The organism is Arsenicicoccus sp. oral taxon 190 (assembly GCF_001189535.1).
Taxonomy (GTDB): Bacteria; Actinomycetota; Actinomycetes; order Actinomycetales; family Dermatophilaceae; genus Arsenicicoccus.
Window position 1 is genome coordinate 1,855,439 of sequence record NZ_CP012070.1, and the last position, 23,545, is coordinate 1,878,983.

The 23,545-nt window shown below is 75.1% G+C and carries 22 protein-coding genes; 13 read left to right on the top strand and 9 right to left on the bottom strand.

Going from position 1 to position 23,545, the window contains the following annotated elements; translation table 11 throughout:
- Positions 1-62: 62 nt before the first annotated feature.
- The 3 genes from ADJ73_RS08735 to ADJ73_RS08745 all read right to left on the bottom strand — a co-directional run bounded on the left by ADJ73_RS08735 (position 63) and on the right by ADJ73_RS08745 (position 1,610).
- Positions 63-335: a GlsB/YeaQ/YmgE family stress response membrane protein gene (locus ADJ73_RS08735; RefSeq protein ID WP_050347959.1), complete on the bottom strand. Its 273-nt coding sequence runs from the start codon at positions 333-335 to the stop codon at positions 63-65.
- 234 nt (positions 336-569) lie between these two features.
- Positions 570-794: a DUF3107 domain-containing protein gene (locus tag ADJ73_RS08740; protein WP_050347960.1), complete on the bottom strand. Its 225-nt coding sequence runs from the start codon at positions 792-794 to the stop codon at positions 570-572.
- A gap of 177 nt (positions 795-971) precedes the next feature.
- A complete protein-coding gene (locus tag ADJ73_RS08745; RefSeq protein WP_050347961.1) occupies positions 972-1,610 on the bottom strand; it encodes a TetR/AcrR family transcriptional regulator in 639 nt (212 codons plus the stop codon).
- Positions 1,611-1,736: 126 nt separating this feature from the next.
- Here ADJ73_RS08745 and moeB point away from each other — a divergent pair, with 126 nt between their 5' ends.
- From moeB to ADJ73_RS08765, 4 genes are read left to right on the top strand one after another with little or no spacing between them, the layout of a single operon-like run.
- A complete protein-coding gene (moeB, locus tag ADJ73_RS08750; protein ID WP_050347962.1) occupies positions 1,737-2,921 on the top strand; it encodes a molybdopterin-synthase adenylyltransferase MoeB in 1,185 nt (394 codons plus the stop codon).
- A gap of 4 nt (positions 2,922-2,925) precedes the next feature.
- On the top strand, positions 2,926-3,294 hold the full coding sequence (locus ADJ73_RS08755; protein ID WP_050347963.1) for an MGMT family protein: 369 nt from the start codon (positions 2,926-2,928) through the stop codon (positions 3,292-3,294).
- Positions 3,295-3,352: 58 nt separating this feature from the next.
- Complete coding sequence (locus tag ADJ73_RS08760; RefSeq protein ID WP_050347964.1) at positions 3,353-6,553, top strand: ATP-dependent helicase; 3,201 nt, start codon at positions 3,353-3,355, stop codon at positions 6,551-6,553.
- Entirely contained in the window at positions 6,550-9,867 is a 3,318-nt protein-coding gene (locus tag ADJ73_RS08765) for an ATP-dependent DNA helicase (RefSeq protein ID WP_082176852.1), read from the top strand. Before ADJ73_RS08760 ends, ADJ73_RS08765 begins: the two co-directional genes overlap by 4 nt.
- An 8-nt stretch (positions 9,868-9,875) precedes the next feature.
- Here ADJ73_RS08765 and ADJ73_RS08770 read toward each other — a convergent pair whose 3' ends face one another.
- The gene (locus tag ADJ73_RS08770; RefSeq protein WP_082176853.1) at positions 9,876-11,018 is read right to left on the bottom strand and encodes a phosphotransferase; all 1,143 of its coding nucleotides are present in this window, start codon (positions 11,016-11,018) and stop codon (positions 9,876-9,878) included.
- 41 nt (positions 11,019-11,059) lie between these two features.
- Here ADJ73_RS08770 and nudC point away from each other — a divergent pair, with 41 nt between their 5' ends.
- The 5 genes from nudC (at position 11,060) to ADJ73_RS08795 (ending at position 15,591) form a co-directional block, all read left to right on the top strand.
- The gene (nudC, locus tag ADJ73_RS08775; RefSeq protein WP_050347966.1) at positions 11,060-11,992 is read left to right on the top strand and encodes an NAD(+) diphosphatase; all 933 of its coding nucleotides are present in this window, start codon (positions 11,060-11,062) and stop codon (positions 11,990-11,992) included.
- A gap of 111 nt (positions 11,993-12,103) precedes the next feature.
- Positions 12,104-14,257, top strand: coding sequence for an ATP-dependent DNA helicase UvrD2 (locus ADJ73_RS08780; RefSeq protein WP_050347967.1), 2,154 nt, complete (start codon positions 12,104-12,106; stop codon positions 14,255-14,257).
- A gap of 156 nt (positions 14,258-14,413) precedes the next feature.
- On the top strand, positions 14,414-14,668 hold the full coding sequence (locus ADJ73_RS08785) for a hypothetical protein (protein WP_050347968.1): 255 nt from the start codon (positions 14,414-14,416) through the stop codon (positions 14,666-14,668).
- 174 nt (positions 14,669-14,842) lie between these two features.
- The gene (locus ADJ73_RS08790; RefSeq protein ID WP_050347969.1) at positions 14,843-15,130 is read left to right on the top strand and encodes a WhiB family transcriptional regulator; all 288 of its coding nucleotides are present in this window, start codon (positions 14,843-14,845) and stop codon (positions 15,128-15,130) included.
- 278 nt (positions 15,131-15,408) lie between these two features.
- Entirely contained in the window at positions 15,409-15,591 is a 183-nt protein-coding gene (locus ADJ73_RS08795) for a hypothetical protein (RefSeq protein WP_050347970.1), read from the top strand.
- Positions 15,592-15,598: 7 nt separating this feature from the next.
- On the opposite strand, the gene ADJ73_RS08800 is transcribed toward ADJ73_RS08795, so the two are convergent.
- From ADJ73_RS08800 to ADJ73_RS17170, 3 genes are all read right to left on the bottom strand, one after another.
- Positions 15,599-16,915 carry an ABC1 kinase family protein gene (locus ADJ73_RS08800; protein WP_050347971.1) on the bottom strand — a complete coding sequence of 439 codons (1,317 nt, stop codon included), beginning with the start codon at positions 16,913-16,915 and terminating at the stop codon, positions 15,599-15,601.
- 10 nt (positions 16,916-16,925) lie between these two features.
- The gene (locus tag ADJ73_RS08805) at positions 16,926-17,846 is read right to left on the bottom strand and encodes a hypothetical protein (protein WP_050347972.1); all 921 of its coding nucleotides are present in this window, start codon (positions 17,844-17,846) and stop codon (positions 16,926-16,928) included.
- 162 nt (positions 17,847-18,008) lie between these two features.
- Positions 18,009-18,164, bottom strand: a complete 156-nt coding sequence (locus ADJ73_RS17170; RefSeq protein ID WP_019287526.1) for a DUF5679 domain-containing protein — start codon at positions 18,162-18,164, stop codon at positions 18,009-18,011.
- A gap of 228 nt (positions 18,165-18,392) precedes the next feature.
- On the opposite strand from ADJ73_RS17170, the gene ADJ73_RS08810 reads away from it, so the two are divergent.
- Positions 18,393-19,220 (top strand): enoyl-CoA hydratase/isomerase family protein, encoded by an 828-nt coding sequence (locus ADJ73_RS08810; protein ID WP_050347973.1) that lies wholly within the window; start codon positions 18,393-18,395, stop codon positions 19,218-19,220.
- 65 nt (positions 19,221-19,285) lie between these two features.
- Positions 19,286-19,822, top strand: coding sequence for a M48 metallopeptidase family protein (locus ADJ73_RS08815; protein ID WP_050347974.1), 537 nt, complete (start codon positions 19,286-19,288; stop codon positions 19,820-19,822).
- A gap of 6 nt (positions 19,823-19,828) precedes the next feature.
- Here the strand turns inward: ADJ73_RS08815 and ADJ73_RS08820 are convergent, their stop codons facing one another.
- Together ADJ73_RS08820 and ADJ73_RS08825 are read right to left on the bottom strand one after the other, a co-directional pair.
- Complete coding sequence (locus ADJ73_RS08820; protein WP_253272523.1) at positions 19,829-20,416, bottom strand: NUDIX hydrolase; 588 nt, start codon at positions 20,414-20,416, stop codon at positions 19,829-19,831.
- Entirely contained in the window at positions 20,413-21,864 is a 1,452-nt protein-coding gene (locus ADJ73_RS08825; protein WP_253272524.1) for a zinc-dependent metalloprotease, read from the bottom strand. Before ADJ73_RS08825 ends, ADJ73_RS08820 begins: the two co-directional genes overlap by 4 nt.
- A 137-nt stretch (positions 21,865-22,001) precedes the next feature.
- Here ADJ73_RS08825 and ADJ73_RS08830 point away from each other — a divergent pair, with 137 nt between their 5' ends.
- Positions 22,002-22,436 carry a molybdenum cofactor biosynthesis protein MoaE gene (locus ADJ73_RS08830; RefSeq protein ID WP_050347975.1) on the top strand — a complete coding sequence of 145 codons (435 nt, stop codon included), beginning with the start codon at positions 22,002-22,004 and terminating at the stop codon, positions 22,434-22,436.
- Positions 22,433-23,530 (top strand): YlbL family protein, encoded by a 1,098-nt coding sequence (locus ADJ73_RS08835; protein WP_253272525.1) that lies wholly within the window; start codon positions 22,433-22,435, stop codon positions 23,528-23,530. The genes ADJ73_RS08830 and ADJ73_RS08835 overlap by 4 nt, the downstream gene beginning before the upstream one ends.
- The last annotated feature ends 15 nt before the right edge of the window (positions 23,531-23,545 follow it).

The window sequence follows — 23,545 nt, forward strand, 5'->3', positions numbered from 1 at the left end:
GACGAGCGCGGCCGGCACCCCGGGTGGGGTGCCGGCCGCGCTGTCGTGGCGAGCCTGTCGCGTCAGACGCGGCTGCGGCCCTTGGTGACGTTGAGGTAGATCGCGATCAGGATCGCGGCGACCACGACGCCGGCGAGGACGGCGATCCAGGCGATGCCGCCGGAGGCGTTCTTGTAGCCGAACTGCGCGACGAGCCAGGACCCGATGGCCGAGCCGAGGATGCCGAGGACGATGGTCATGAGGATCGAGATGTTCTGGTGGCCGGGCATCACGAGACGCGCGAGCCCCCCGATGATGGCGCCGATGATGATGGCGGTGATGATGGTGCCGAGCATGTCACTCTCCTTGACGTGGTGGTCGGTCCGACAGCTGCCGGACCGGTGTGCCGCCCCACGATCACGAGGGGTCGGCTACACGTTGTCACCTGAGGGATACCCCGTCACGGATGTTTGATGCACTCCAGCATCACGTCTTGATGACGAAAGCGCAGGCCGGAGCGGTGTGGTGGCGTGCAGCCGTCGTGCCGCAACCGTGCTGCCGTGGTGCTGCCGTCGGGCCCGGCGGGGTGGTCAGAGGCTGCCGAAGCCCACCCGGGTCTTCGCCGACTCGCCGATCTCCACGTAGCCGACGCGGTCACCAGGGACGATCACGGTGCGGCCGCGCTCGTCACGCAGGGTCAGCAGGCTGCCGTCCTTCGCCGCGGCGGCCACGGCCTGCGCGACCTCGTCCGGGGTCTGGTCGGACTGGAAGGTGATCTCGCGGGCGACGTGCTGGACGCCGATCTTGACCTCCACGGAGGGTCCTTTCGTCGATGGTGGGCACCGGCCGGCGGCCGATGCTCTCGTGGGTGACCAACTCCGGGTCACCGCGGGGTGTTCCCGCTCGTGGTCAGGGGAGGGGTTGAGCGGGTGGGGGCTAGCGGGCAGGGGCTGGGCGGGAAGGCGCGCGGCGTGACGTGGTGACGGACCGGCTCAGGCGCTCTGCTTGGGGAAGCCGCCGATCCCGCGCCACGACAGCAGCTGCACCAGCTGGGTGGCCTCCGGGCGCGTGACCCCCGACCGGGAGGCGCTGGTGACCCAGTGGCGGGCGGAGTTCTGGGCGGCCCCGGCGAGCGCCATACCGAGCAGGAGGGCGTGCTCGCGGGGGAGCGCGGCGTCCTCGCTGATGACGTCCGCGATGGCCTCGGCGCACTCGGTCTCGACGCGGTCCAGGCGCTCGCGGACCGCCGCCTCGCCGGTGAGGTCCGACTCGAAGACCAGGCGGAAGGGCGCCCCGTCGCGGTCGAAGAACTCGTAGTAGGCGGCGATCGTCGCCGCCACCCGCTCGCGGTTGTCGTCGGTCGACGCCAGGGCCGTCCTCACGAGGTCCACGATGGCCTGGCAGTGCTGGTCCAGCAGCGCGAGGTACAGCTCCTTCTTGCTGGGGAAGTGCTGGTAGAGGACGGGCTTGGAGACCCCCGCGCGCTCGGCGATGGCGTCCATGGCGGCAGCGTGGTAGCCGGCCTCGACGAAGACGTCCTGCGCCGCCTCCAGCAGCTGGGCGCGGCGCTCGGAGCGCGGCAGGCGGCCGTGCCGGGTGGTGTCGCCGGCGGGTTCGGTGGAGGTCGTCATCGAGGTCCTTAGCAGATGCGGTCGTCCTGGGGCCCGCTCGTCGCCGCGGGTGGCGGCCATGCTACTCGGCGGGCCCGCGCGTCGGCGGCCGGGCCCGGGTCGCATCCCGCGCGGTATTGTCGGGCCATGGATCGACACGCCCTGGTCGACGTCGGCCGCGACCTGTCGGCCGAGGAGGTGCAGCGGTACTCCCGGCACCTGCTGCTGCCCGAGGTGGGCCGCGAGGGGCAGCGACGGCTGGTCAACGCCCGGGTGCTCGTCGTGGGTGCGGGGGGCCTCGGCTCCCCGACGGTGATGTACCTCGCCGCCGCCGGCGTCGGCACCATCGGCATCGTGGACCCGGACGTCGTCGACGAGTCCAACCTGCAGCGCCAGGTGGCGCACGGCCAGGACGACGTCGGACGCCCCAAGGTGCAGTCCGCCGCCGAGACGATCGCCCGCATCAACCCCGGGGTGACCGTCGTCCAGCACCCGGTGCGGCTCGAGGCGGCCAACGCGCTCGAGGTGCTGCGCGGCTACGACCTCGTCGTGGACGGCGCCGACAACTTCCCCACCCGCTACCTCGTCAACGACGCCTGCGCGCTGCTCGGCATCCCGCACGTGTGGGGGTCGATCTTCCGGTTCCAGGGGCAGGTGAGCATCTGGTGGGCGGGTCACGGGCCCTGCTACCGCTGCGTCTTCCCCACGCCCCCGCCCCCGGGCAGCGTCCCCTCGTGCGCCGAGGGCGGGGTGCTCGGGGTGCTGTGCGCGGCCGTCGCGTCGGTCCAGGCCGCGGAGGCCATCAAGCTCGTCGTCGGCATGGGGGAGCCGGCCATCGGGCGGCTGCTGCTGCACGACTCCCTCGCCCAGCGGTGGGACACCCTCACCGTGCAGCGCAACCCCGACTGCGCGTTGTGCGGCGACCACCCCACGATCCACGAGCTCATCGACTACGAGCAGTTCTGCGGGCTGCCGACCCAGCAGGAGGACGACATGCATGCGATGCTCCCCACCGTCACGGCGACCGAGCTGGCCCAGATGCTGCGCGAGCGGCCCGGCAGCTTCCGCCTCGTCGACGTCCGCGGCGAGGACGAGCGCCAGATCGTCTCGATCCCCGGCGCGGAGGCCGTCCCCCTGGACGACTTCGTGAGCGGGCGCGCCAACGCGATGTTCGGCGAGGACGAGGAGGTCGTCATCCACTGCAAGGTCGGCGGCCGGTCCGCCACCGCGCTGCAGGCCTTCGTCGCCGGCGGCCACACCAACGCCCGTCACCTGGACGGCGGCGTGCTGGCGTGGGTCCGCGACGTCGACCCCTCGTTGCCCACCTACTGACGGCGTGCCGGTCGCGGGTCCTCCCGGCGAGTTCGCCGAGGACGTCCTGGAGGTCGTCCACCAGGTGCCCGCCGGGCGCGCGGTGACCTACGGCGACGTCGCTCGCCTGCTCGGACGCGGCGGAGCGCGTCAGGTCGGGCAGACGATGAGCCGGTATGCCGGCGACGCGCCCTGGTGGCGGGTCGTGCGCGCCGACGGGTCGCTGCCCGACGAGCTCACGGCTCGCGCCCGGCAGCGGTGGCGGGCCGAGGCGACCCCGCTGGTGGGTGGGCTGGTGGACGGCATACGGGTGGACCTGGCACGGGCGAGGTGGGACGGCGAGGGCGCCTGGATCCCCGGGGAGGGCCTGCCGCACGACCGCGCGGCCCCCTGATCGGGCTCGCCCGCCGCGCCGCCGAGGGTCTGTCAGTGGTGGGTGATGAGATCGGAGCATGCTGCAGGTGCAGGAGATGGATCAGCTGCTCGACGAGGCTCCGGCCCTCGACGAGCAGCAGCGCGCAGCGCTCGACAGCACCGCGGCGTTGGTGCAGGTCGTGGGTCCGCCGGGGTCGGGACGCTCCACGCTGGCCGTCGAGCTCGTCGTCGACCGGGTGCGGCGGGGGCTGGTGGCGCCGGACCGGGCGCTGCTGCTCACCTCCAGCCGGGTGGCCGCGGCACGGCTGCGCGACCGCGTGACGGCGCGGCTGGGCGTCACCACCACCACGCCGCTGGCGCGGACCGTGCAGTCCCTCGGGTTCGGGCTGCTGCGCTCCGAGGCCGCGCTCGCGGGTGACCCGGCGCCGCGGCTGCTGTCGGGGCCCGAGCAGGACACCATCCTCAAGGAGCTCCTCGACGGCCACGCGACCGGTGTCGTGCCGGGGCCGCGCTGGCCGGACTCCGTGCGAGAGGCGCTCGGCACCAGGGGTTTTCGCGGGGAGCTGCGCGACCTGCTGATGCGGGCCGTGGAGCGCGGGCTGGTGCCGGAGGACCTCGTCGCCCTCGCCGAGCAGCACGGGCGCCCCGAGTGGCGCGCCGCCGCCGCGGTGCTGGAGGAGTACGACCAGGTCACCGCCTTCTCCCGGCCCGGCGCCTATGACCCCGCGTGGGTCCTGTCGGCCGCCGCCGACCGGCTCGAGGCCTCCGAGGAGGCCCTGCGCCGCGCCCGCGACCGGTTCGGCCTCGTGGTCGTGGACGACGCGCAGGAGCTGACGTGGTCCGCGGCGCGCCTGCTGTCGGTGGTCCGGGACCCGTCCTGCCAGCTCGTCCTCCTCGGTGACCCGGACGTGGCGGTCGAGACCTTCCGCGGCGGTGACCCCCGCGTCTTCGCCCGGGACTGGGAGGAGTGGTTCGGGGGGCAGGACCTGCTGAGCCTCGGCGAGTCGTTCGTGCTGAGCGGGTCCCATCGTCAGGCGCCGCTCCTCGCCGCCGTCACGGGGCGCGCCGCGCGACAGGTCGGGGTGCTGGGGTCCGCGACGCACCGGCTCTGCGCGGACCCGCGCGAGATCCCGGCGTCGGGTGGCGACGGCGCCTCGGGTGCTGCAGCTCCGTCCGGACCGGTGGAGGCCGTGGTGCTGGCCAGCGCGGCGCAGGAGGCCGCCTACATCGCCGGCCGGCTGCGCCGAGCCCACCTGCTGGAGGGTGTGCCCTGGTCCCGCATGGCCGTCATCGTCCGAGGCCGCGCCCGCAGCGTCTCGCTGCGGCGCGTCCTCGGCGGCTCCGGGGTGCCCGTCGCCTCCTCGATGACCGACCTCCCGGTGCGCGACGAGCCCGCCGCCCGGGCCCTGCTGACGTTGCTGCAGGTGGCCGTCCGGGTCGCGCGGCGCGACCCGCGCCCGCTGGAGCCGGACGTGGCGGTGGAGCTGCTGCTGTCCCCGGTCGGCGGCTGCGACCCGGTCACGGTCCGCCGGCTGCGCCGGTCCCTGCGTCGTGCGCACCGGCCCGGCGGCGAGCGGCGCCGCAGCGACGAGCTGCTCGTCCAGGCCGTGCTGGACGGGACCATGCTCGACGACGTGCCCGATCGCGAGGCGGCCGCAGCCCGGCGCGTCGCCCGGGCGCTGACGTCGGCAGCCACCGTGGCGCGGCTCGGTCCCGACGGTCGCTGGCCCGCGGAGGTGACGGCAGAGCTGGTCCTGTGGCACCTGTGGTCCGGCCTGGGCGTCGCCGACGGGTGGCGGGCGGCGGCGATCGCCGGCGGCCCGGTGTCCGCCCGCTTCGACCGGCACCTGGACGGCGTCGTCGCGCTCTTCGGCGCGGCGGCCGGGTTCGCCGAGCGGCTGCCGGGGGCGGGGCCGGAGGCCTTCCTCGAGCAGGTCCTCGCCCAGGAGCTCGCCGCCGACTCGCTGGTCCCGCAGGCACCGCTGGAGGAGGTGGTCCAGGTGCTCACGCCCCAGGGCGCCGCCGGCGAGGAGTGGGACCTGGTGGTCGTCGCCGGGCTGCAGGAGGGGGTCTGGCCCGACCTGCGCCTGCGCGGCTCGCTGCTGGGCTCCGAGCATCTCGTCGACCTCCTCGCCGGGCGCGGGCACGGTCCTCGTGAGGCGCTCGCGGCGGTGCGCTCCGACGAGGCGCGCCTGCTCACCGTCGCGGTCAGCCGTGCCAGGCAGGTGCTCGTCGCGACCGCCGTCAGCTCCGAGGACGAGCAACCCTCCTCCTACCTCGACGTCATCGACCCCTCCGCGGGTGACGCGCGGGCGACCGTCGAGGTGCCCCCGCCCCTGTCGCTGACCGCGGTCGTGGCCGAGCTGCGTCGGCGCACGCTCAGCGACGACGAGCAGCTCCGCACCGAGGCCGCCCAGCGTCTGGCCGTGCTCGCCTCCGCCGGGGTGGCCGGCGCCGACCCGGACTCCTGGTGGGGGATGCGGTCCCCGACCAGGGACGACCCCGTGCACCCGCCCGACGCCCCCGTCCCGGTGTCCCCCTCCCGCCTCGAGACCGTCCAGCGCTGCGGCCTCATGTGGTTCCTGCGCAGCCACGGGGGAGAGGCAGGAGACAGCTCCGCCGCCCAGGTCGGCACCCTCGTGCACGAGATCGCCGCCGACCCGGCCATCGACCTCACCGACCCCGCCGCCCTGCGAGCGGAGCTCGACCGGCGCTGGCCCGAGCTCGAGCTCTCCGACAGCTGGGCGAGCCGCAACGAGCACCACCGCGCGGTGGCGATGGTGACCAAGCTCGCCGCCTATGCGCAGGCATCCCATGACCAGGGCTGGCGGCTCGTCGGGGTGGAGCGCGACGCCCGCGTCGCCGTCGGACGCGCGCTGCTCACGGGTCGGGTCGACCGGCTCGAGCAGGACGCCTCGGGTCGGTTGCGGGTGATCGACCTCAAGACGGGTTCCGGCTCGGGGCCCACGCAGGCCGAGATCGGTGAGCACCCCCAGCTGGCGGCCTACCAGGCGGCCGTCGCCGCCGGCGCCTTCGAGGAGTCGAGCGAGTCCGCCGGGGCAGCCCTGCTGCAGGTCGGGGGCAAGGCCCAGAGCTATCGCCTGCAGCCCCAGGCCTCCGTCCAGGACGCCGAGGACCCCACCTGGGCACGTCGGCTGGTCGAGGAGGCCGCCGGCGCCATGTCGGGCGCCGCGTTCGCGGTCACCCCGGGCGACCACTGCGGCTACTGCCCGGTGCGGCGCTCCTGCCCCGCCATGCCCGAGGGACGGCAGCTGTGACCGCCCGCCACAGCGCCCTCGACATCGCCCGGGCCCTGGGCCAGCCCGCGCCCACCCCCGAGCAGCAGGCGGTCATCGAGTCGCCGCTGGAGTCCCTGCTCGTGGTCGCGGGGGCCGGGTCCGGCAAGACCGAGACCATGTCCGCCCGCGTGGTGTGGCTCGTGGCCAACGACCTGGTCGCCCCCGCGGAGATCCTCGGGCTCACCTTCACCCGCAAGGCGGCCGGTGAGCTGGCCGACCGCATCGGCCGTCGGCTGCGTCAGCTGGTCGCGGCGGGCCTGTGGCAGCCCGCGGACGGCGGCGAGGTGGAGCTGGCCCCCACGGTCTCGACCTACCACGCGTATGCCGGCCGCCTGGTGTCCGAGCACGGTCTGCGCCTCGGCGTGGAGCCGGGCGCCCGCCTGCTCTCCCAGGCGTCCTGCTGGCAGCTGGCCCACGAGATCGTGCAGGGCTACCAGGGCCCGTTGGACGAGGCCGCCCGCCGCGCCGGTCGACCCGTGCCTGCCGTGTCGACGGTGGTCGACGCCGTGCTGGCGCTGTCCGGGCAGCTCGCCGAGCACCTGCGGACCCCGCAGGACCTGCAGCGGCACCTGGACCTCGTCGTCGACGCGTGGGACGCCCTGCCGCCCGGCTCCCGGCGCCGGGCGGACCTCGCCGAGGTCGCCGACGCCCTGGGGGTGCTGCGCACCAGACGGGCCGTGGTCCCGCTCCTCGAGGCCTACGCCGCAGCCAAGCGGGAGGCCGAGGCCGTCGACTTCGCCGACCAGATGTCCCTGGCCGCCCGCATCGCCTCGACGTTCCCCGACGTGGGCCGGGCCGAGCGGAGCCGCTACCGCGCCGTGCTGCTCGACGAGTTCCAGGACACCAGCGAGGCCCAGCTCGTGCTGCTCCGCGAGCTCTACGCCGCCGCGCAGGCCGACGTCCCGGTCATGGCGGTCGGCGACCCGCACCAGTCCATCTACGGCTGGCGCGGCGCCTCGTCGACCACCCTGACCTCCTTCCCGCGCCACTTCCCGACCGCCGCCGGGCCCGCCCGCACCCTGCCGCTGTCCACGTCCTGGCGCAACGACGAGTCGATCCTGGCGGCGGCCAACGTCGTCGCCGGCCCGTTGACCCAGGCCTGCGCGGTCGACGTGGCCGTGCTCCGCGCCCGTCCTGACGCCGCGACCGGGGCCGTCACCGCGGCCCGGCTGCCGACGTCGCAGGAGGAGGCCCACCTCGTCGCCGCCTGGATCCACGACCGGCTCGTCCCCTCCCCGCCGAGGGGCGCGTCGAGCCCCGGCGACCTCGGACGACCGCCCAGCGCCGCCGTCCTGTGCCGCAAGCGCAGCCAGTTCCCCGCGATCGTCGAGGCGCTGGAGCAGCAGGGCCTGGCGGTGGAGGTCGTCGGGGTCGGCGGCCTGCTGACCATGCCGGAGGTCACCGACCTCGTCTCCTTCCTGCACGTGGTGGACGACCCGGCGCGCGGCGACCACCTGGTCCGCCTGCTCACCGGGCCGCTCGTGCACCTGGGGGCCGCCGACCTCGCCGCGCTGCACGACTGGGCGCGGGCCCTCGGTCACGACCTCGACCAGGACGAGGCCATGGTGGGCCTGGTCGAGGCGCTCGACCGGCTTCCCCCCGAGGGGTGGGTGTCCGGACGGGGGCGCAGCCTCAGCGGGCAGGCGCGGCTGCGGCTGCGCGACCTGCGTGGCCGGGTCCGACGGGTCCGTGAGCTGCTGAGCGCCACCCTGTCCGAGGTCGTCGGGGAGGCAGAGCGGGCGCTCGGGCTCGACCTGGAGCTCATGGCGCGCCCGGGACGCCCGGCCGCCGAGGCCCGGGTGCACCTGGAGGCCTTCGCCGACGTGGTCGCCGACTATGCCACGGGGTCGGACCGCCCCACCCTGGCCGGCCTGCTGGCGTGGTTGGCCGCAGCCGAGGCCGAGGAGCGGGGTCTGGCCCCGGGAGCCGTCACGCCCGCACCCGGGGCGGTCCAGGTGCTCACCGTCCACGCGGCCAAGGGCCTCGAGTGGGACCTGGTCGCCGTGCCCGGGCTGGAGGAGGGGACCTTCCCCAGCCACGAGGCGCGGGTGGTCACGGACTCCCAGGGCGGGTGGCGCATGCCGCCCCCCAAGGACAAGACCTGGCTCATCGGCCTCGACACCGTGCCGTTCGGCCTCCGGGGGGACCGGTCCGGGCTGCCCGCCCTGACCTGGCAGAGCAGCCCCGACCAGGCCGAGCTCTCCAAGCGGATAAGCGACTTCGTGCTCGCGTGCGGCGAGCACGGCGTGATGGAGGAGCGACGGCTGGCCTACGTGGCGGTCACGCGCGCGCGCCACGAGCTGCTGCTGACCGCCTCGGTCTGGGGCCAGCAGCGCAAGCCCCGGGTCACGTCCCGGTTCCTGGAGGAGCTGCGGGACGCCGGCGCCTGCACGACCGTGGGGTGGGCACCCATGCCAGACAGCGATCCCGCCCCCACCAACCCGATGCTCGAGCAGGCCGTGCAGGTCAGCTGGCCCGCCGCGGTCGCCCCGGCAGCGGCGCTGCACCGGGCTGCCGACGCCGTGCGAGCGGCCCAGGCAGCCCTGGCCGAGGCGCCCGACCTGGCGGCGCCCCGCCCCGTCGCCACGACGCAGCCGCCCCCCGACAGCGCCTGGGCGGAGCTCGACGCCGAGATCGGCGTGCTGCTCGCGGAGCGCGACCGCGCCACCCGCCCCCGTCCGGGGACCGCGTCGCCGCTGCCGGGACACCTGTCGACCTCGGCCCTGGTGTCCCTGGCCGACGACCCCGAGGTCTTCCGGGCCGAGCTGCGGCGGCCCATGCCGGCGCCGCCGGCGACGGCGGCCCGCCGGGGGACGTCCTTCCACGCCTGGGTCGAGCAGCACTACGGACAGGCCGCCATCGTGGACCTGGACGAGCTCCCCGGCAGCGCCGACGAGGGGACCCTCGCCGATCACGACGTGGCGACCATGAAGGAGCACTTCCTCGCCAGCGAGTGGGCCGGGCGGACCCCCAGCGACATCGAGCTGGCCGTGGAGTCCACGATCGCCGGCCTCAGCGTCCGGGGGCGCATCGACGCAGTCTTCCCCCGGCCTGAGGGCGGCTGCACCGTCGTGGACTGGAAGACCGGGGCGCGTCCCCACGGCCGTCGCGCGCGGGTCCGGGAGCTGCAGCTCGCGGTCTACCGCCTGGCCTACGCGCGGCTGCGCGGGCTACCTCTCGACCAGGTGGATGCCGCCTTCTACTACGCCGCCAGCGGCGAGACGGTGCGCCCGCAGCTGCTGGACGAGCCGGAGCTGGAGCGAGCGGTCGCGGCCCTGCTCGACGAGGGGTGACGGGACCGTCAGCTGCGGCCGGGCGTATCGTTGCGCGCGGGACCTAGTGCCTCGGCGGCGTCCTGCGTCGCGGAGGGGCGGTGCGCGACGATGGGCTGCGCCGGGCCTCCGTCCCCTGCGGCCGGCTGCGGGTCGTCAGTCTCGACAGGCTCGACAGGCTCGTCGGGCTCGCCCACCGGCCCGGGCGCGGTCACGGCTGGCACGTGGGCGACCAGCTCGTCACCCTCGACCTGCTCCGCCAGGCGGTGCAGAGCCCGGGTGGCCTCCTGCACGCCTGGCTCGTCCTCGGCCGCCGCGGCGTGGACCAGGTCCCGGACGAGGCGCAGCTCCCCGGCGAGTTGCGCCCGCATCTCCAGCGCGCGGTCGGGACGCTCGTGCCGCGTCGCGGCATACGCCTCCAGCACGGTGTCGAACGCCTCCGGCGTGGTCTGGGCCCACAGCACCGCGAAGTCGTCCGCGGGGTCGGCGACCTTGGCCTGGTCCCACCCGGTGATCGCGACGATGCGCCCGGTCGTCGCGTCGTCGTCGACCTCGAAGTCCGCGAGCACCAGCTCACCGGAGAGGCGACCGTGCGTGGGGGCGGGGGCGAACCTCCAGTGCGCGACGTTCTCCAGGGCCCGCTCCCAGCGCCCCAGCAGGGCGGCCGGGACGTGGCCGGTGGCGGCCGCGCGGTCCAGCTCCGCCAGGTGGCGGGAGCGGTAGGTGTCGGCGTCGTAGGTCGGGACGCCGGCCTCGTCGAAGAGGCGCACGTCCAGGTTGTGGATCTCGCCCAGCGCTCGCCCCAGCGCCGAGGCGAGCCCCGGACCGGCAGGCAGGAGCCGGAAGTCGAGGTTGCGGCCCGCCACCTGCGGGTAGACCATCGCGCGACCGTTGTCCCGCAGCGGCACGCTCCCGCTCTCCGAGGGCACGGCGAAGGGGAGCCGCTTGTCGAGGTGGGGCAGGAGCGCCGCCGCGGAGTCCATCTGGGCGGCGTCCGCGGCCGACCGCGGCACCCGCACCGTCCACCGGCGCTGCCGGCTGTCCTGCACGTAGGCCACGTCGCAGCGGTCGTCCTCGCCCTGCACGAGCTCCACCGAGACCGGGTCCAGCCCCTTGACCGCCGCGCTGGCGAGGGCGGCGAGCTGCAGGGGGCTACGGCGGGCGACTGTCACGCCCCCACGGTAGGGGAGGCCCGACGTCTAGGGTGTGAGGCGTGACCGGAGCGCCGCGAAACCTTCCTCAGCTCGCCCTTTCCCGGACCGGTCTGGACCGCGCCGGGTGGCGCCGCAAGGAGCCAGGTCTGCTCGACCAGCTGCTCGCCGACCCCGCCACCGCGGTGGTGGAGCTGCGCGGCGAGCGCCTGGAGACGTATGCCGACGGCACGGCGCTCGTGCGTCGGCGGCCCTCGGAGGCCCCGCTGCGGCCGGGCGACGTCGCGCTCTACCTGGGCCAGGACCCACGCGGCGTGGAGGTCGTCGGTCTCGTCCGCGACGCCGTCGAGGACGACCCTGCCCCGGGGTGGTCGGGGCTGCGCGTCCTCGGCCTGTCCCTGGACGCGGTGGACGTGCACATCGCGGCCAGCCTGGTCGGGATGGGGCACTGGCACCGCAGCCACCGCCACTGCGCCCGCTGCGGGCAGCCCACCACGCCGGTGGAGGCCGGGTGGGTCCGTGCCTGCCCGCTGGGGCACCACTCCTTCCCCGTGACGTCGCCCGCGGTCATCATGGCCGTCACCGATCCGCACGACCGGCTGCTCCTGGCCCGCAACACCGCCTGGCCGCAGGGGCGGTGGTCCGTGCTGGCGGGTTTCGTGGAGCCGGGGGAGTCGCTGGAGGCCGCCGTCGCCCGCGAGGTCGCCGAGGAGGTGGGGGTCCTGGTCGAGGACGTGCGCTACGCCGGCAACCAGCCGTGGCCGTTCCCGGCGTCGCTCATGCTGGCGTTCACGGCGCGGGCCGCGCGGGGCACGGCGTTGCGCTTCGCCGACGCTGAGATCGCCGAGGCCCGGTGGTACTCCCGCGAGGAGCTGCGGGCTGCGGTCGGGTCGGGCGCCATCCTGTCCGGCGGCACGCCGGTCTCGGTCGCGTACCACCTGATCGAGTCCTGGCTGGGCGAGCCGATCGCGGGGTTGCAGCCGGCACGCGGCTAGGACGGTGTGCGGCCAGGGCGGTGTGCGGCTCCCCACCGCGACGCGGCCAGGCGGTGGGCGGCTCCCCACCGCGACGGGGTCTGTCGGTGGGCCGTGGGAGACTGCGGGGCGATGGCTGCCACCCCTGACGAGATCCTGGCCGCGCTCGACCCCGAGCAGCGGGCGGTCGCCGAGCGTCCCACCGGGCCGATGTGCGTCCTGGCCGGGGCCGGCACGGGCAAGACCCGCGCGATCACCCACCGGATCGCCTACGGCGTGCGGTCGGGCGTCTACGTGCCCCAGCGCGTGCTCGCCGTCACCTTCACGGCGCGCGCGGCCGGGGAGATGCGCACCCGGTTGCGCGACCTGGGTGCCGCAGGGGTGCAGGCCCGCACCTTCCACGCCGCCGCGCTGCGCCAGCTGCACTACTTCTGGCCCCGTGCGATCGGGGGCGCCGCGCCCGAGGTCATGCCGCACAAGGCCGGCGCGGTCGCGGAGGCCGGGGCCCGGCTGCACCTGCAGCTGGACCGCCCCGCGATCCGGGACCTGGCGGCCGAGGTGGAGTGGGCCAAGGTCAGCCTGCTGACCCCCGAGAGCTATCCGGCGGCGGCCCGGCACGCTCGACGAGACCCCGCCGGGCTCGACCCGACGGCGATGGCCCGGTTGCTCCAGGCCTACGAGGAGGTCAAGGGCGAGCGCGGCGTCATCGACTTCGAGGACGTGCTGCTGGTCATGGCCGGGATCCTCGACGAGCACCCGGCCATCGCCCGGGAGGTGCGGGGGCAGTACCGCCACTTCGTGGTCGACGAGTACCAGGACGTCAACGCGCTGCAGCAGCGGCTGCTGGACCTGTGGGTCGGCGACCGCCAGGACGTCTGCGTCGTCGGGGACGCTGCGCAGACCATCTACTCCTTCACCGGCGCGTCGCCCGCGCACCTGCTCGGCTTCTCGGCCAGGTATCCCGAGGCTGCCGTCGTCAAGCTGGTGCGCAACTACCGCTCCACCCCGCAGATCGTCGGGCTGGCCAACGTCATGCTGCGGGCGCAGGGGCAGTCCGGCCGCGGCGGGGTCTCCCGGGCCCTGGTCCAGCTCCAGGCCCAGGCCGGCGACGGCCCGGCGCCCGAGCTGACCCGCTACGACGACGACCAGGCCGAGGCGCGCGGGGTGGCCGCCGCGATCAAGCGGCAGCTGGCGGAGGGGACCCCTGCGGCCGAGATCGCGGTGCTCTTCCGCACCAACGCCCAGAGCGAGGCGGTCGAGTCGGCGCTCGCCGAGGAGCAGATCCCCTACCTCGTGCGCGGCGGGGAGCGGTTCTTCTCCCGCCGCGAGGTCCGCGACGCGATGCTGCTGCTGCGCGGGCAGGCCCGCGGCGACGACGGGTCGGTCCCGCTCGGACAGCTCGTGCGCGACGTCCTGGCCGGAGTCGGCTGGACCACCGAGGCGCCGGCCAGCGGCGGCGCGACCCGCGAGCGCTGGGAGTCCCTGCAGGCGCTGGTCGCCCTGGCCGACGACCTGGTCGCCGCCCAGCCCGAGGCCCGGCTCCCCGAGCTCGTGGCCGACCTGGGGGAGCGGGCCGCGGCGCAGCACGCCCCGACCGTGCAGGGCGTCACGCTTGCCTCGCTGCACAGCGCCAAGGGGCTGGAGTGGGACGTCGTCCACCTCCTGGGGTGCAGCGACGGGCTGCTGCCGATCTCCATGGCGGAGGGCTGGGAGGCGATCGAGGAGGAGCGCCGGCTCCTCTACGTCGGCCTGACCCGGGCCCGTCGTCGGCTGTCCCTGTCGTGGGCCGCCTCCCGCAACGTCGGCGGGCGGGCCTCGCGGCGCCCCAGCCGATTCCTGGACGACGCCGCCTCGGTGCTCGGCGAGGGAGCACGGTCCGCGCCGCGACGTGCGTCGGGCGCGGCGGGCGGGCGGCAGCGCTCGCTGACCGTGGCGCGGCCCGCCCACTGCCGGGTCTGCGGGACCGAGCTGACCACGGCGTCCGAGCGCAAGACCGGACGCTGCGGCGACTGTCCTCCCACCTACGACGAAGCCGTCTTCGAGTCGTTGCGGACCTGGCGCAAGGGGGCTGCCGCGGCGGCGAGCGTCCCGGCCTACGTCGTCTTCACCGACGCGACCCTGACGGCCATCGCCGAGCGCCGACCTGACGACCTCGGGGCGCTGGCCTCGGTGTCGGGGGTGGGCGCCCGCAAGCTCAGCCTCTACGGCGAGCCGGTCCTGGCAATTCTTCGCGGTGCCGACCCTGACGAGATCCTCGCTGCCGCAAGAGATTCCGGCGACGACTGAGGGGTCCGGTCCGGTCAGCGCGAGCCGGAGCCGTCAAAAGGCGTTGCCCCCGTGCGACGCCAGCGCATACAGTCCCAGGTGTCCTGTCGCGGGCGTGACACCCGCGACCCACGTCGGCAGCAGTGCCGCAGCGAGCCAGAGAGGAGGGTCGACCAGATGATCACCACGATGACCTTCGTGACGCCTGACCGTGTCCAGTCGACCCCGTCTGCCCGCTCCGCCATGCCGCGCGTCCTGGGCTCCGCCCTCACCTCCACCGAGGGCAACGGCCGGCTCCACGGGACCGGTCCGTCCATCGACGCTTCCTCCGGCCAGGACTTCGTGGCCGGCGACCGTCGTGATGGCACCGGCGTCGTCGTCACCCGCCCGACCCCTGTCGTGGTCCCGACCTTCGGGAGGCCACCGGTCTAGCTCCAGACCCTGGCCCCGCTCGAAGGCCGCGGACCCGACACCCGGGTTCCGCGGCCTTCGTGCATCTCCGGGGCGTCCGCTCCGGCTCGAGGGCCGCTCACCCACCGCACCGCCCGCCCGACCCCGGGCACCCAGCGCCCCACCACCGAGGGGCATCACCACGAGGAGGCAGTCATGACGCTCACCGAGCTGATCGACCACAGGGTGGCCGCAGCCGCCGCCGACGGGGACATCCCCTGCCAGGACAACGACGCAGAGCTGTGGTTCGCCGACACCCCCGAGGGCGTCGAGTTTGCCAAGGCACTCTGCGGCACCTGCCCGGCTAGGGTCGCGTGCCTCGCCGGCGCCCTGGAGCGTCGGGAGCCCTGGGGCGTGTGGGGCGGCCAGCTGGTCATCGCCGGCGTCGTCGTCCCCCGCAAGCGCCCGAGAGGTCGGCCCCGCAAGGACGAGGTGGCGGCCTGACCCAGCAAGACCACAAACACCATGAAGACCACCACAGCACAAGGAGACTCATCATGTTCGCTCACGTCAGTGCAGAGCTGGCGCGGGTCCGCGTCGAGCGGCTCCCCGAGCGGCCTCGCCCGCGCAGCGCGCACGAGGTGCGTATGGCGGTCCGCCGCCGACAGCGCAGGTGACGCCAGCACCAGCAGCCCGATGAAGCGGGCGGGACAGCGAAGCGGTCCCGCCCGCTTCGCTGTCCCGGGGGGGCCACGGCGCGCGGGAGGTCCTACGGTGGTGCGGTGGACGAGGACACGATGACGTGCAGCTCCTGCGGGCGGCAGGCCGAGGGGCCGGACCTGGCGGTGGCGCGGGTGAGCTGGACCTTCGGGGTGGAGCGAGGGCGGCCGGTCTGGACGTGCGCGGAGTGCAGCCGACGGCACGCCCGCTCCATCGAGGCCAAGCTTGACGCGGAGTGGTGGTGACCCGGGCTCAGCGGGACAGGTCGAGGTCGTCCAGCCAGTGCTCGAGGATGGCGCGGGTCTCCACCTCGCCGCCGATCTGGCAGAGCACGCCGAGGCCGCCGGCCCAGACCCGGTGGATGAGCAGGTAGTCCGGGGGCAGGTCCAGCTCGGCGATCACGGGCTGCCACCGCGCGTCGGTGACGTGCGCGAAGCACTTGCGCAGCCACGCTCGGGTGAACCGGTAGCGGTCGTGCCGCGCCGGCTCGAGGAAGGGCTGCAGGAAGTCCAGGAGCACGCGCGCGTCGAGGTGCGCGTCCTGGCGGACCCACCCCTCGCTGCGCAACCCCTCGAGCACGTGGTCGGCGGTGTCCTCGCCCCCCAGCGCCAGGCCGAGGAGGCGACCGACGGCGGGCGGCATACCGTCGGGCAGTCTGTTGACGGCGCCGAAGTCGAGGATCCCCAATCGGCCGTCGTCGAGCAGCCGGAAGTTGCCGGGGTGCGGGTCGGCGTGCAGGAGGCCCACGTGGTCCGGCCCGGCGAGCAGGAAGTCGAGGTAGCCGTTCGCCGCCTGCCCGCGCTGCTCGGGGGTGCCCTCGCGGATGACGGTCGACAGCGGCGTGCCGTCCAGCCACTCGACGACGAGCACCCGCCCGGTACCGGTGACGACGTCCGGGACGGCGAAGAACTCGCTGCCGGCGAAGGCGCGCGCGAACGCCCGCTGCGAGCTCGCCTCGGTGAGGTAGTCGAGCTCCTCGGCCATCCGGTCCTGCAGCTCCTGGGTGACCGCGCGCATGTCGATGCCGGTGCGCCAGGAGCCGGTCACCCGCGCCAGGCGGGACAGCTGGCGCAGGTCGGACAGCAGGGCGTCCCCGGCCCCGGGGTACTGCACCTTGACGGCGACGTCCCGGCCGTCGCCCCACACGGCGCGGTGCACCTGCCCGATCGAGGCGGCGGCGACGGGCGCGTCGTCGAAGTCGCGGAAGAGGTCGCGCCAGTCCTCGCCGAGCTCGGCGGCCAGGACCCGGTGCACGGTCGCGGCCGGCATGGAGGGGGCGGCGTCCTGCAGCGCCGTGAGGGCCCCGCGGTAGTGCACCGCGACCTCCTCGGGAAGCGCCGCCTCGAAGATCGACATTGCCTGGCCGACCTTCATGGCGCCACCCTTGAGCTGCCCGAGCACGGCGAAGAGCTGGTCCGCGGTCCGCGCCGCCACCTCCGCGGCGATCGCCTCCGCGGGGGCGCCACCGAGCCGGCGCCCCACGCCGAGGGCGGTGCGGCCGGCGTAGGACAGGGGCAGGGTGGCGAGCCGAGCGGTGCGGCGCGCGGTCCGGCGGGGGATGTCACTCACCCCTCGATTGTCACCCGGCGAGCGGCTGGCGGGCGGGTAGGTGCGTGTCGCACCGGGGATGCACGGACCACAGGCGGCGGTGCGGCTCCGGGTCGCCGTCGGTGACGTCGGTGGCCAGTCCGCTCGGGAGCTGCCGCTGCCCCACGGCGTCCAGCGCCTGTCGGGCCACGAGCCCGCACACCAGGGCGGTCGTGGCGGGGTCGGCGGCGGCCGGGCGGACCCCGCCGTCCGGCCCGTGGGTGGTGAGCTGCGCCAGGATCCGCGGCCAGGCGGGGTCGCGGTCGGTGCGGTAGTGGTCCAGGCACATGGGGCACGGGTCGTCCAGCCCCGCCCACAGCGGGCCGACGGTCACGGTGCCGTCCGCGGCGACCACCGGGAGGACCATCGCCCAGGGCGCCCACTGCCGGGCGAGGATCGGGTCGATGGCGCCGTCAGCCACGAGCACCGCCAGCGCGGGTGGCCGCGGGCTGCCCGGCACCAGCGTGGGCGGCAGGGGGAGCGCGTGCGGGGAGAGCGAGTGCTGGGTGTGCACCCGGGCGTGCTGTCGGGCGAGGACGCGGGCCACCTCGCCGGCGAGGTCGCCGAGGCCGGCGACGAGCACGGGCAGGCCGCCCGGCCGGCGCCAGGGGTGACGCACGTGGTGGGGGTCGGTGGGCGGCTGGTCCGCGGGGTCCGCGAGCTGCGCGTGCCGGCGCAGCAGCGCCAGGAGGACGTCGAGACGGCCCGGGTCCTCCCCGCGGGCGGTGTACTCCCGCGCGAGCTCGGTCTCTGAGCGGCTCCCATCCAGTCCGTCGAGGACGACCCGATCCGTGGTGCTGAGGCCCGACAGGACCACGGCGCTGCCGTGGTGGGCCCCGAGCTGCACCTCGCCGTCGCCACGGTCGAGGACGCGCCGTCCGGGGCGCAGGGCGGGGCGGTGGCTGCGGGTCATGACAGCTCTCCTTCAGGCGGGTGCTTCGTCATACGGAGAATATGACATGCAAACGCAAGCAAATGACATCAAGCGACCCACTGTGGATAACTCTCGGGGAATGACAACGGGGAGGCACCGACCCTCAAGTCGGTGCCTCCCCGTCGGACGGCTCGCGGTGGTTCAGGCCTTGCCGAGGATGCGGTTGAGGTTGGTGCCGCACTCGGGGCACTTGCCCTTGGCCATGCGGCGACCGTTGGTCTCCACGATGTTGCCCTCGGCCTCGCGCTTGGCCTTGCACTTCACGCAGTAGAACTCACCCTTGTAGGTGTCGGCCATGTCGTCTCTCCTTGTCGTTCGTGCCGCCGGTGCGGCAATCGGACTTCGGTCACCATAGAGCACGACCTGCGGCGTACCGGGGATTACGCCGTGTCCGCGCTGAGCACGGACCGGCCCGCACGAGGGCTCAGGGCCGGGGGTCGCCGGAGCCGTCCGGCTGGTTAGGCTCGACGGGACGACGTCCGACCGGGTGGCCACCGGCCCACCCACCCCCTGACGAGGTGTGCGATGACCGATGAGATCCCCTGGTGGGAGCAGGATTACGCCGACCTGACGGTGGCGCTGCGGGAGCAGGGCGAGCGGCGCACGTGCGTCGTCACCCTCGACCTGCCGCAGCAGCGCAACGCGATGAGCGAGGCCATGACCGCCTCCTGGGCCCGCCTGGCCGACCTGCTGCGGGGCGACACGCGCCTGGCCTGCGTGGTCGTGACCGGGGCCGGCTCGGCCTTCTGCGCCGGCGGCAACCTGTCCTGGCTGGTCGCCGAGCCGGACGCGACGGTGGCCGACCTGCGCGCCCGGATGCTGACCTTCTACCAGCAGTGGCTGTCGGTCCCGGCGTTGGAGGTCCCGGTGATCGCGGCGGTCAACGGCCACGCCGTCGGGGCCGGGCTGGCCCTGGCGCTCGCCTGCGACGTCCGGTACGTCGCGAGCACGGCCAAGCTGTCCGTCCCCTTCACCTCCCTGGGCCTGCACCCCGGTATGGCGACCACGTGGTCGCTGCCCCGCGTGGTCGGGGAAGCGGTGGCGGCGGACCTGCTCCTGACCGGGCGCGTGGTGACGGGCGACGAGGCGGTCGGGCTGGGCCTGGCCTCCGCGAGCGCCGCGGCGGACGACGTGCTGGACCTGGCGCTGGCGGCCGCCGACCGGGTCGCAGCCGCGGCACCGGTGGCGACCCGCCTGACCCTGGCCGCGCTGCGGCAGGGCGGCCACGCGAGCAGCGGGGTCGCGCTGCAGTGGGAGGCGCTCGCGCAGGCGACGACCATGGCGACGCGGGACCTACGCGAGGGTATCGAGGCGGCGACCGAGCGCCGCCCGGCCCGGTTCACGGGGCGCTGACGGGACGTGCCGCCTGGCTGCGCGGCGCCCTCGGGCGCGGGGGAGCCACGCGCTAGGGTGCGGCCATGAGCGAGGTGGAGGTGCGGCGCAGCACCCGGCGCCGGCGCACCGTGAGCGCCTACCGCGACGGTGACCGAATCGTCGTGCTCATCCCCGCCGGCCACTCGGCGCGGCAGGAGCGCGAGTGGATCCACCAGATGGTGTCCCGGCTCGAGGCCCGCGACGGTCGCGACAGCCTGGGGGACGAGCGGCTGGCGGCGCGGGCCGCCGACCTGTCCGCCGCCTACCTCGGCGGCCTCGCCAAGCCGGCGAGCATCGTGTGGGTGAGCAACCAGCGGCGCCGGTGGGGCTCGTGCACGCCGGTCGATGCCACCATCCGCATCTCCGACCGCGTCGCGCGGCTGCCCGGGTGGGTGCAGGACTACGTCATCCTCCACGAGCTGGCGCACCTGCTGCAGCCCGGCCACGGGCCTGAGTTCTGGACGCTGCTGCGGTCCTACCCCAAGCTGGAGCGCGCCAAGGGCTACCTCGAGGGCTACGCGCACGCCGCGCAGGACGGGCCGAGCGTCCCGGGGGAGTCGGGGGACTGCGTCGACGGGTGACCCGCGTCAGGGGACCCGCAGCCCGGCCCGCTCGATCAGCCGCGGCAGCTCCTCGCCGTGCGGGTGCGGCAGCGCGTCCACCGGCCACCACGCGACGTCGAGCGACTCGTGGCTGACGACGGGGGTGACCTCGCCCACGACCGCGACGAACCTCAGGTCCAGATGCTCGCGGCACACCGCGAAGCCGGTCCCCAGCGCGTGCCGGTCCACGTCGACCAGGCGCGGGGACACCTGCAGGTCGGGGATGCCGGACTCCTCGCGCCCCTCGCGGCGGGCGACGCCGACGACGTCCAGGTCACCGGGCTCGGCGTGACCGCCCAGCTGGAACCACGTGCGGGCCTTGCGGTGGTGGGTGAGCAGCACCTGGCGCCGGTCCTCGGAGAGCACCAGGACGCTGGCGGTGAAGTGGGCCGGGGGGCCGTACTTCCACCACGCGTCCGGGTGGCGGTCCAGGTGCGCCAGCAGGTCCGCCCGCACCTGGTCCTCCCGGGCGTCCACGGGCTCGAGCTCGCTCACCAGCCGTATGGCGTCCGCCCGCAGCTGCTCGAGGTTGCCCGGTCGCGCGGGCGCCATCTCGGGGGCGAGGCCGGTCACGCCGGGCCACCGGCGGGAGCGGAGGGGCTCCCGCCGTCGCCGTCCAGCAGCCGGTCCAGCTCGGCGTCCAGGTCGTCGCCGCTGCCGGAGCGCACCCGCTCGACGTAACCGAGGACGTCGTCGAGGTCCTCGCCGGTCGGGGCGAGGTCCGGGTGAGCCCACGCCCCGTCGCGCAGCTCGGCGCCGCCGGCGTCCTCGAGCGCGGCGAAGAGGTTGGCGGCGTCCCGCAGCCGCCGCGGGCGCAGCTCGAGCCCGACGAGCTGGGCGAAGAGGGTCTCGGCGGGGCCGCCCGTCGCGCGCCGCCGCCGGACCGCCTCGCCGAGCGCCGCGGCGTCGGGCAGGTGGGGTCGGGTGGCGCGGTCGGTGACGACGTCCACCCACCCCTCGACGAGCGCGAGCAGCGTCTCCAGGGAGGCGAGGGCTCGTTGCTGCGCGGGGGAGGGCTCGGACGCGAAGAGGTCCGACCCGATGGCGCGCTGCAGCGCCTCGGGGTCGCTCGGGTCGACCGAGCCCATCCGTTGCTGGATGCCCTCGACGTCGATGGTGATGTCCCGGGCGTACGCGGTGACCGCAGCCGTCAGCGACGCCGCGAGCCAGGGCGCGGCGGTGAAGAGCCGCGACCGCGCCGCCTCCCGGGTCGCCAGGTAGAGGCGCACCTGCGCGGGGTCGACCTCGAGGCCCTCCTGGAAGGCCTCGACGGCCGCGGGGAGCAGGGCTACGTCGTGACGGGGCACGAGCGGCAGCCCGACCTCGGTGCCGGAGACGACCTCCGCCGAGAGCCCGCCGACGGCCTCGCCGGTCTGCGCCGCGAACATGGCGGCACCCATGCGGTGCACCATCGGCCCCATCTGGGCCATCATCGCCGTCGGGTCCATCCCCGCCGGCACCTGCGGCATGCCCGGCATCGACCCGAGCTGCTCGAGGCCGCCGTGCTCCGCGAGCTCGTCGAGCTGGCGGCGCATCGCCCCGGTCATCGCCCCCGTGACCCCGTCCGCGACGGGCCCCACGAGGTCGACCCAGGTCGGCATCGTCGCCTCGATCCACTCGGCCCGGCTCCACACGGCCCCGGCCGCGGGAGCCCCCTCCAGACCGGTGGCCTGGTCGAGCCAGAGCTGGGCCACGTGGATGGCCTCGGCATACGTGCGGCGCTCGGCGTCGGTGACGCTGCGGTCGCCGGTGGTGGCGGCGCGGCGGCGCGCGAGGTCCAGCGCCACGCCGGCGTCGATCGGCCCCTCCGGCGCCGGTCCGCTGAACATCGCCTGCACCTGCCGACGCACCATCGCCAGCTGCGCCGGGTCGAGCTGCTCGGCGCCGAGCTGTCGCAGCGCGTCGCGGACCTGCGGGTTGTCGGCCAGGGACGGGTCGCCCAGCATCTCCCCGAGCATCCGGGCCAGGTCGTCGGGGTCCTGGGGTCCCGGGTCGGGGGTGTTGGCGGGCGGGACGGTCACGACGGGCTCCTCGGGTCGGGGTCGTACTCCTAGGGGCAACGCTAGGAGGTGGCCCGCCGTTCCGTCACGCCCGTCCAGCCTCGCCCGGCCCGGGCCGTTACCCTCTCCGCAGACGTTCCCCACCAGGAAGGGCACCCGTGACCCAGGGATCCGCTGCCGTGCGGCTGGTCGACGTGCGCGACGAGCCGCTGTCACTCGACGAGGTGGTCTCCGCCGTCGGTGACCCGCGCGCCGGGGGCATCGTCCCCTTCGTGGGGGTCGTGCGCGACCACGACGACGGCAAGGGGGTCACCGGGCTGGACTACTCCGCCCACCCGAGCGCCCTGGCCCAGCTGCGCGCGGTCGTGGAGCAGGTCGCGGGCCGTCCGGGGGTCGTGGGGGTGGCCGCCGTCCACCGCGTCGGCCGGCTGGACATCGGGGACCTCGCCGTCGTGTGCGCGGTCAGCGCCGAGCACCGCGGGGAGGCCTTCGAGGCGTGCCGCGAGCTCATCGACACGCTGAAGTCCACCGTCCCGATCTGGAAGCACCAGGGCTTCGCCGACGGCACCGAGGAGTGGGTGGGCCTGCCATGAGGGCGGTCGGTGCGGCTCGCTCGCGCGACCTCGGCCGGGCCCCGGGCCGGCGTGCGCCGCGGTCCCGGCTGCTGCTGGGCCTGCTCGCCCTCGTCTGCCTCGCGCTGCTGGTGCTCGCCTTCCTGCCGCTGCCCTACGTCATCATGGGCCCCGGCCCCGCCACCAACACCCTCGGCACCACGGCGGACGGCAAGCCCCTCATCTCGGTGCCCAAGGACAAGGACCACCCGGCCTCGGGGGTGCTGAGCTTCACCACGGTGTCGGTGCGCGGCGGGCCGGGCGGGACGGTGACGGCATACGACCTGCTCGGGGCGTGGGCCGCCGGGCACCGCGCGATCGTGCCCGAGGAGCAGGTGTTCCCGCGGGGCATGACCGGGGAGGACGTCAAGCGCGAGAACGCCGCCGAGATGAGCCTGTCCCAGGAGGACGCCATCGTCGTCGCGCAGCGAGCGCTCGGCATGACCGTCCCCGAGACGGTCACGGTCGGGGCCGTCCCCCAGGGCTCGCCGGCGGCCGGCAAGTTGCAGGTCGGGGACCGGCTGCTGCGCATCGGCGACCGGCCGGTCACGGGGAGCGTCATGCTCCGCAGCGCCATCCAGTCGTATGCCGAGGGCCAGTCGGTCCCGCTGGCCGTCGGACGCGCCGGGGCCGAGCAGCAGGTGTCCGTCCCGGTCCGCGTGGTCGACGGGCGCAAGCTCGTGGGCGTGGGTCTCAAGGTGGCCTACGCGCTGCCCGTCAAGGTGACGATCGACGCCGGCGACGTGGGTGGCCCGTCGGCCGGGCTGATGTTCTCGCTCGGGGTCTACGACCGCCTCACGCCGGGCGAGCTGACCGGTGGGCAGCGGATCGCCGGCACGGGCACCATGGCGCCCGACGGCACGGTGGGGCCCATCGGGGGGATCCAGCAGAAGCTCGTGGGGGCCCGCTCGGCCGGGGCGCAGTGGTTCCTCGCGCCCGCCGGCAACTGCTCGGAGGTGACGGGCCACGTGCCCGACGGCCTCCGGGTGGTGCGGGTGCAGTCCTTCCAGCAGGCGCTGAAGGACGTCGAGCAGATCGCGGCAGGGACGGCGAGCGCCCTCCCCACCTGCTCCTGATCCCTCTCGGTCGAG

Bases quoted from the DNA above. Each gene is read 5' to 3' on its own strand.
- ADJ73_RS08735 (WP_050347959.1), bottom strand. From the start codon at position 335: ATGCTCGGCACCATCATCACCGCCATCATCATCGGCGCCATCATCGGG.
- ADJ73_RS08745 (WP_050347961.1), bottom strand. From the start codon at position 1,610: ATGACGACCTCCACCGAACCCGCCGGCGACACCACCCGGCACGGCCGC.
- moeB (WP_050347962.1), top strand. From the start codon at position 1,737: ATGGATCGACACGCCCTGGTCGACGTCGGCCGCGACCTGTCGGCCGAG.
- ADJ73_RS08760 (WP_050347964.1), top strand. From the start codon at position 3,353: ATGCTGCAGGTGCAGGAGATGGATCAGCTGCTCGACGAGGCTCCGGCC.
- ADJ73_RS08780 (WP_050347967.1), top strand. From the start codon at position 12,104: ATGGCTGCCACCCCTGACGAGATCCTGGCCGCGCTCGACCCCGAGCAG.
- ADJ73_RS08785 (WP_050347968.1), top strand. From the start codon at position 14,414: ATGATCACCACGATGACCTTCGTGACGCCTGACCGTGTCCAGTCGACC.
- ADJ73_RS08790 (WP_050347969.1), top strand. From the start codon at position 14,843: ATGACGCTCACCGAGCTGATCGACCACAGGGTGGCCGCAGCCGCCGCC.
- ADJ73_RS08805 (WP_050347972.1), bottom strand. From the start codon at position 17,846: ATGACCCGCAGCCACCGCCCCGCCCTGCGCCCCGGACGGCGCGTCCTC.
- ADJ73_RS17170 (WP_019287526.1), bottom strand. From the start codon at position 18,164: ATGGCCGACACCTACAAGGGTGAGTTCTACTGCGTGAAGTGCAAGGCC.
- ADJ73_RS08810 (WP_050347973.1), top strand. From the start codon at position 18,393: ATGACCGATGAGATCCCCTGGTGGGAGCAGGATTACGCCGACCTGACG.
- ADJ73_RS08815 (WP_050347974.1), top strand. From the start codon at position 19,286: ATGAGCGAGGTGGAGGTGCGGCGCAGCACCCGGCGCCGGCGCACCGTG.
- ADJ73_RS08835 (WP_253272525.1), top strand. From the start codon at position 22,433: ATGAGGGCGGTCGGTGCGGCTCGCTCGCGCGACCTCGGCCGGGCCCCG.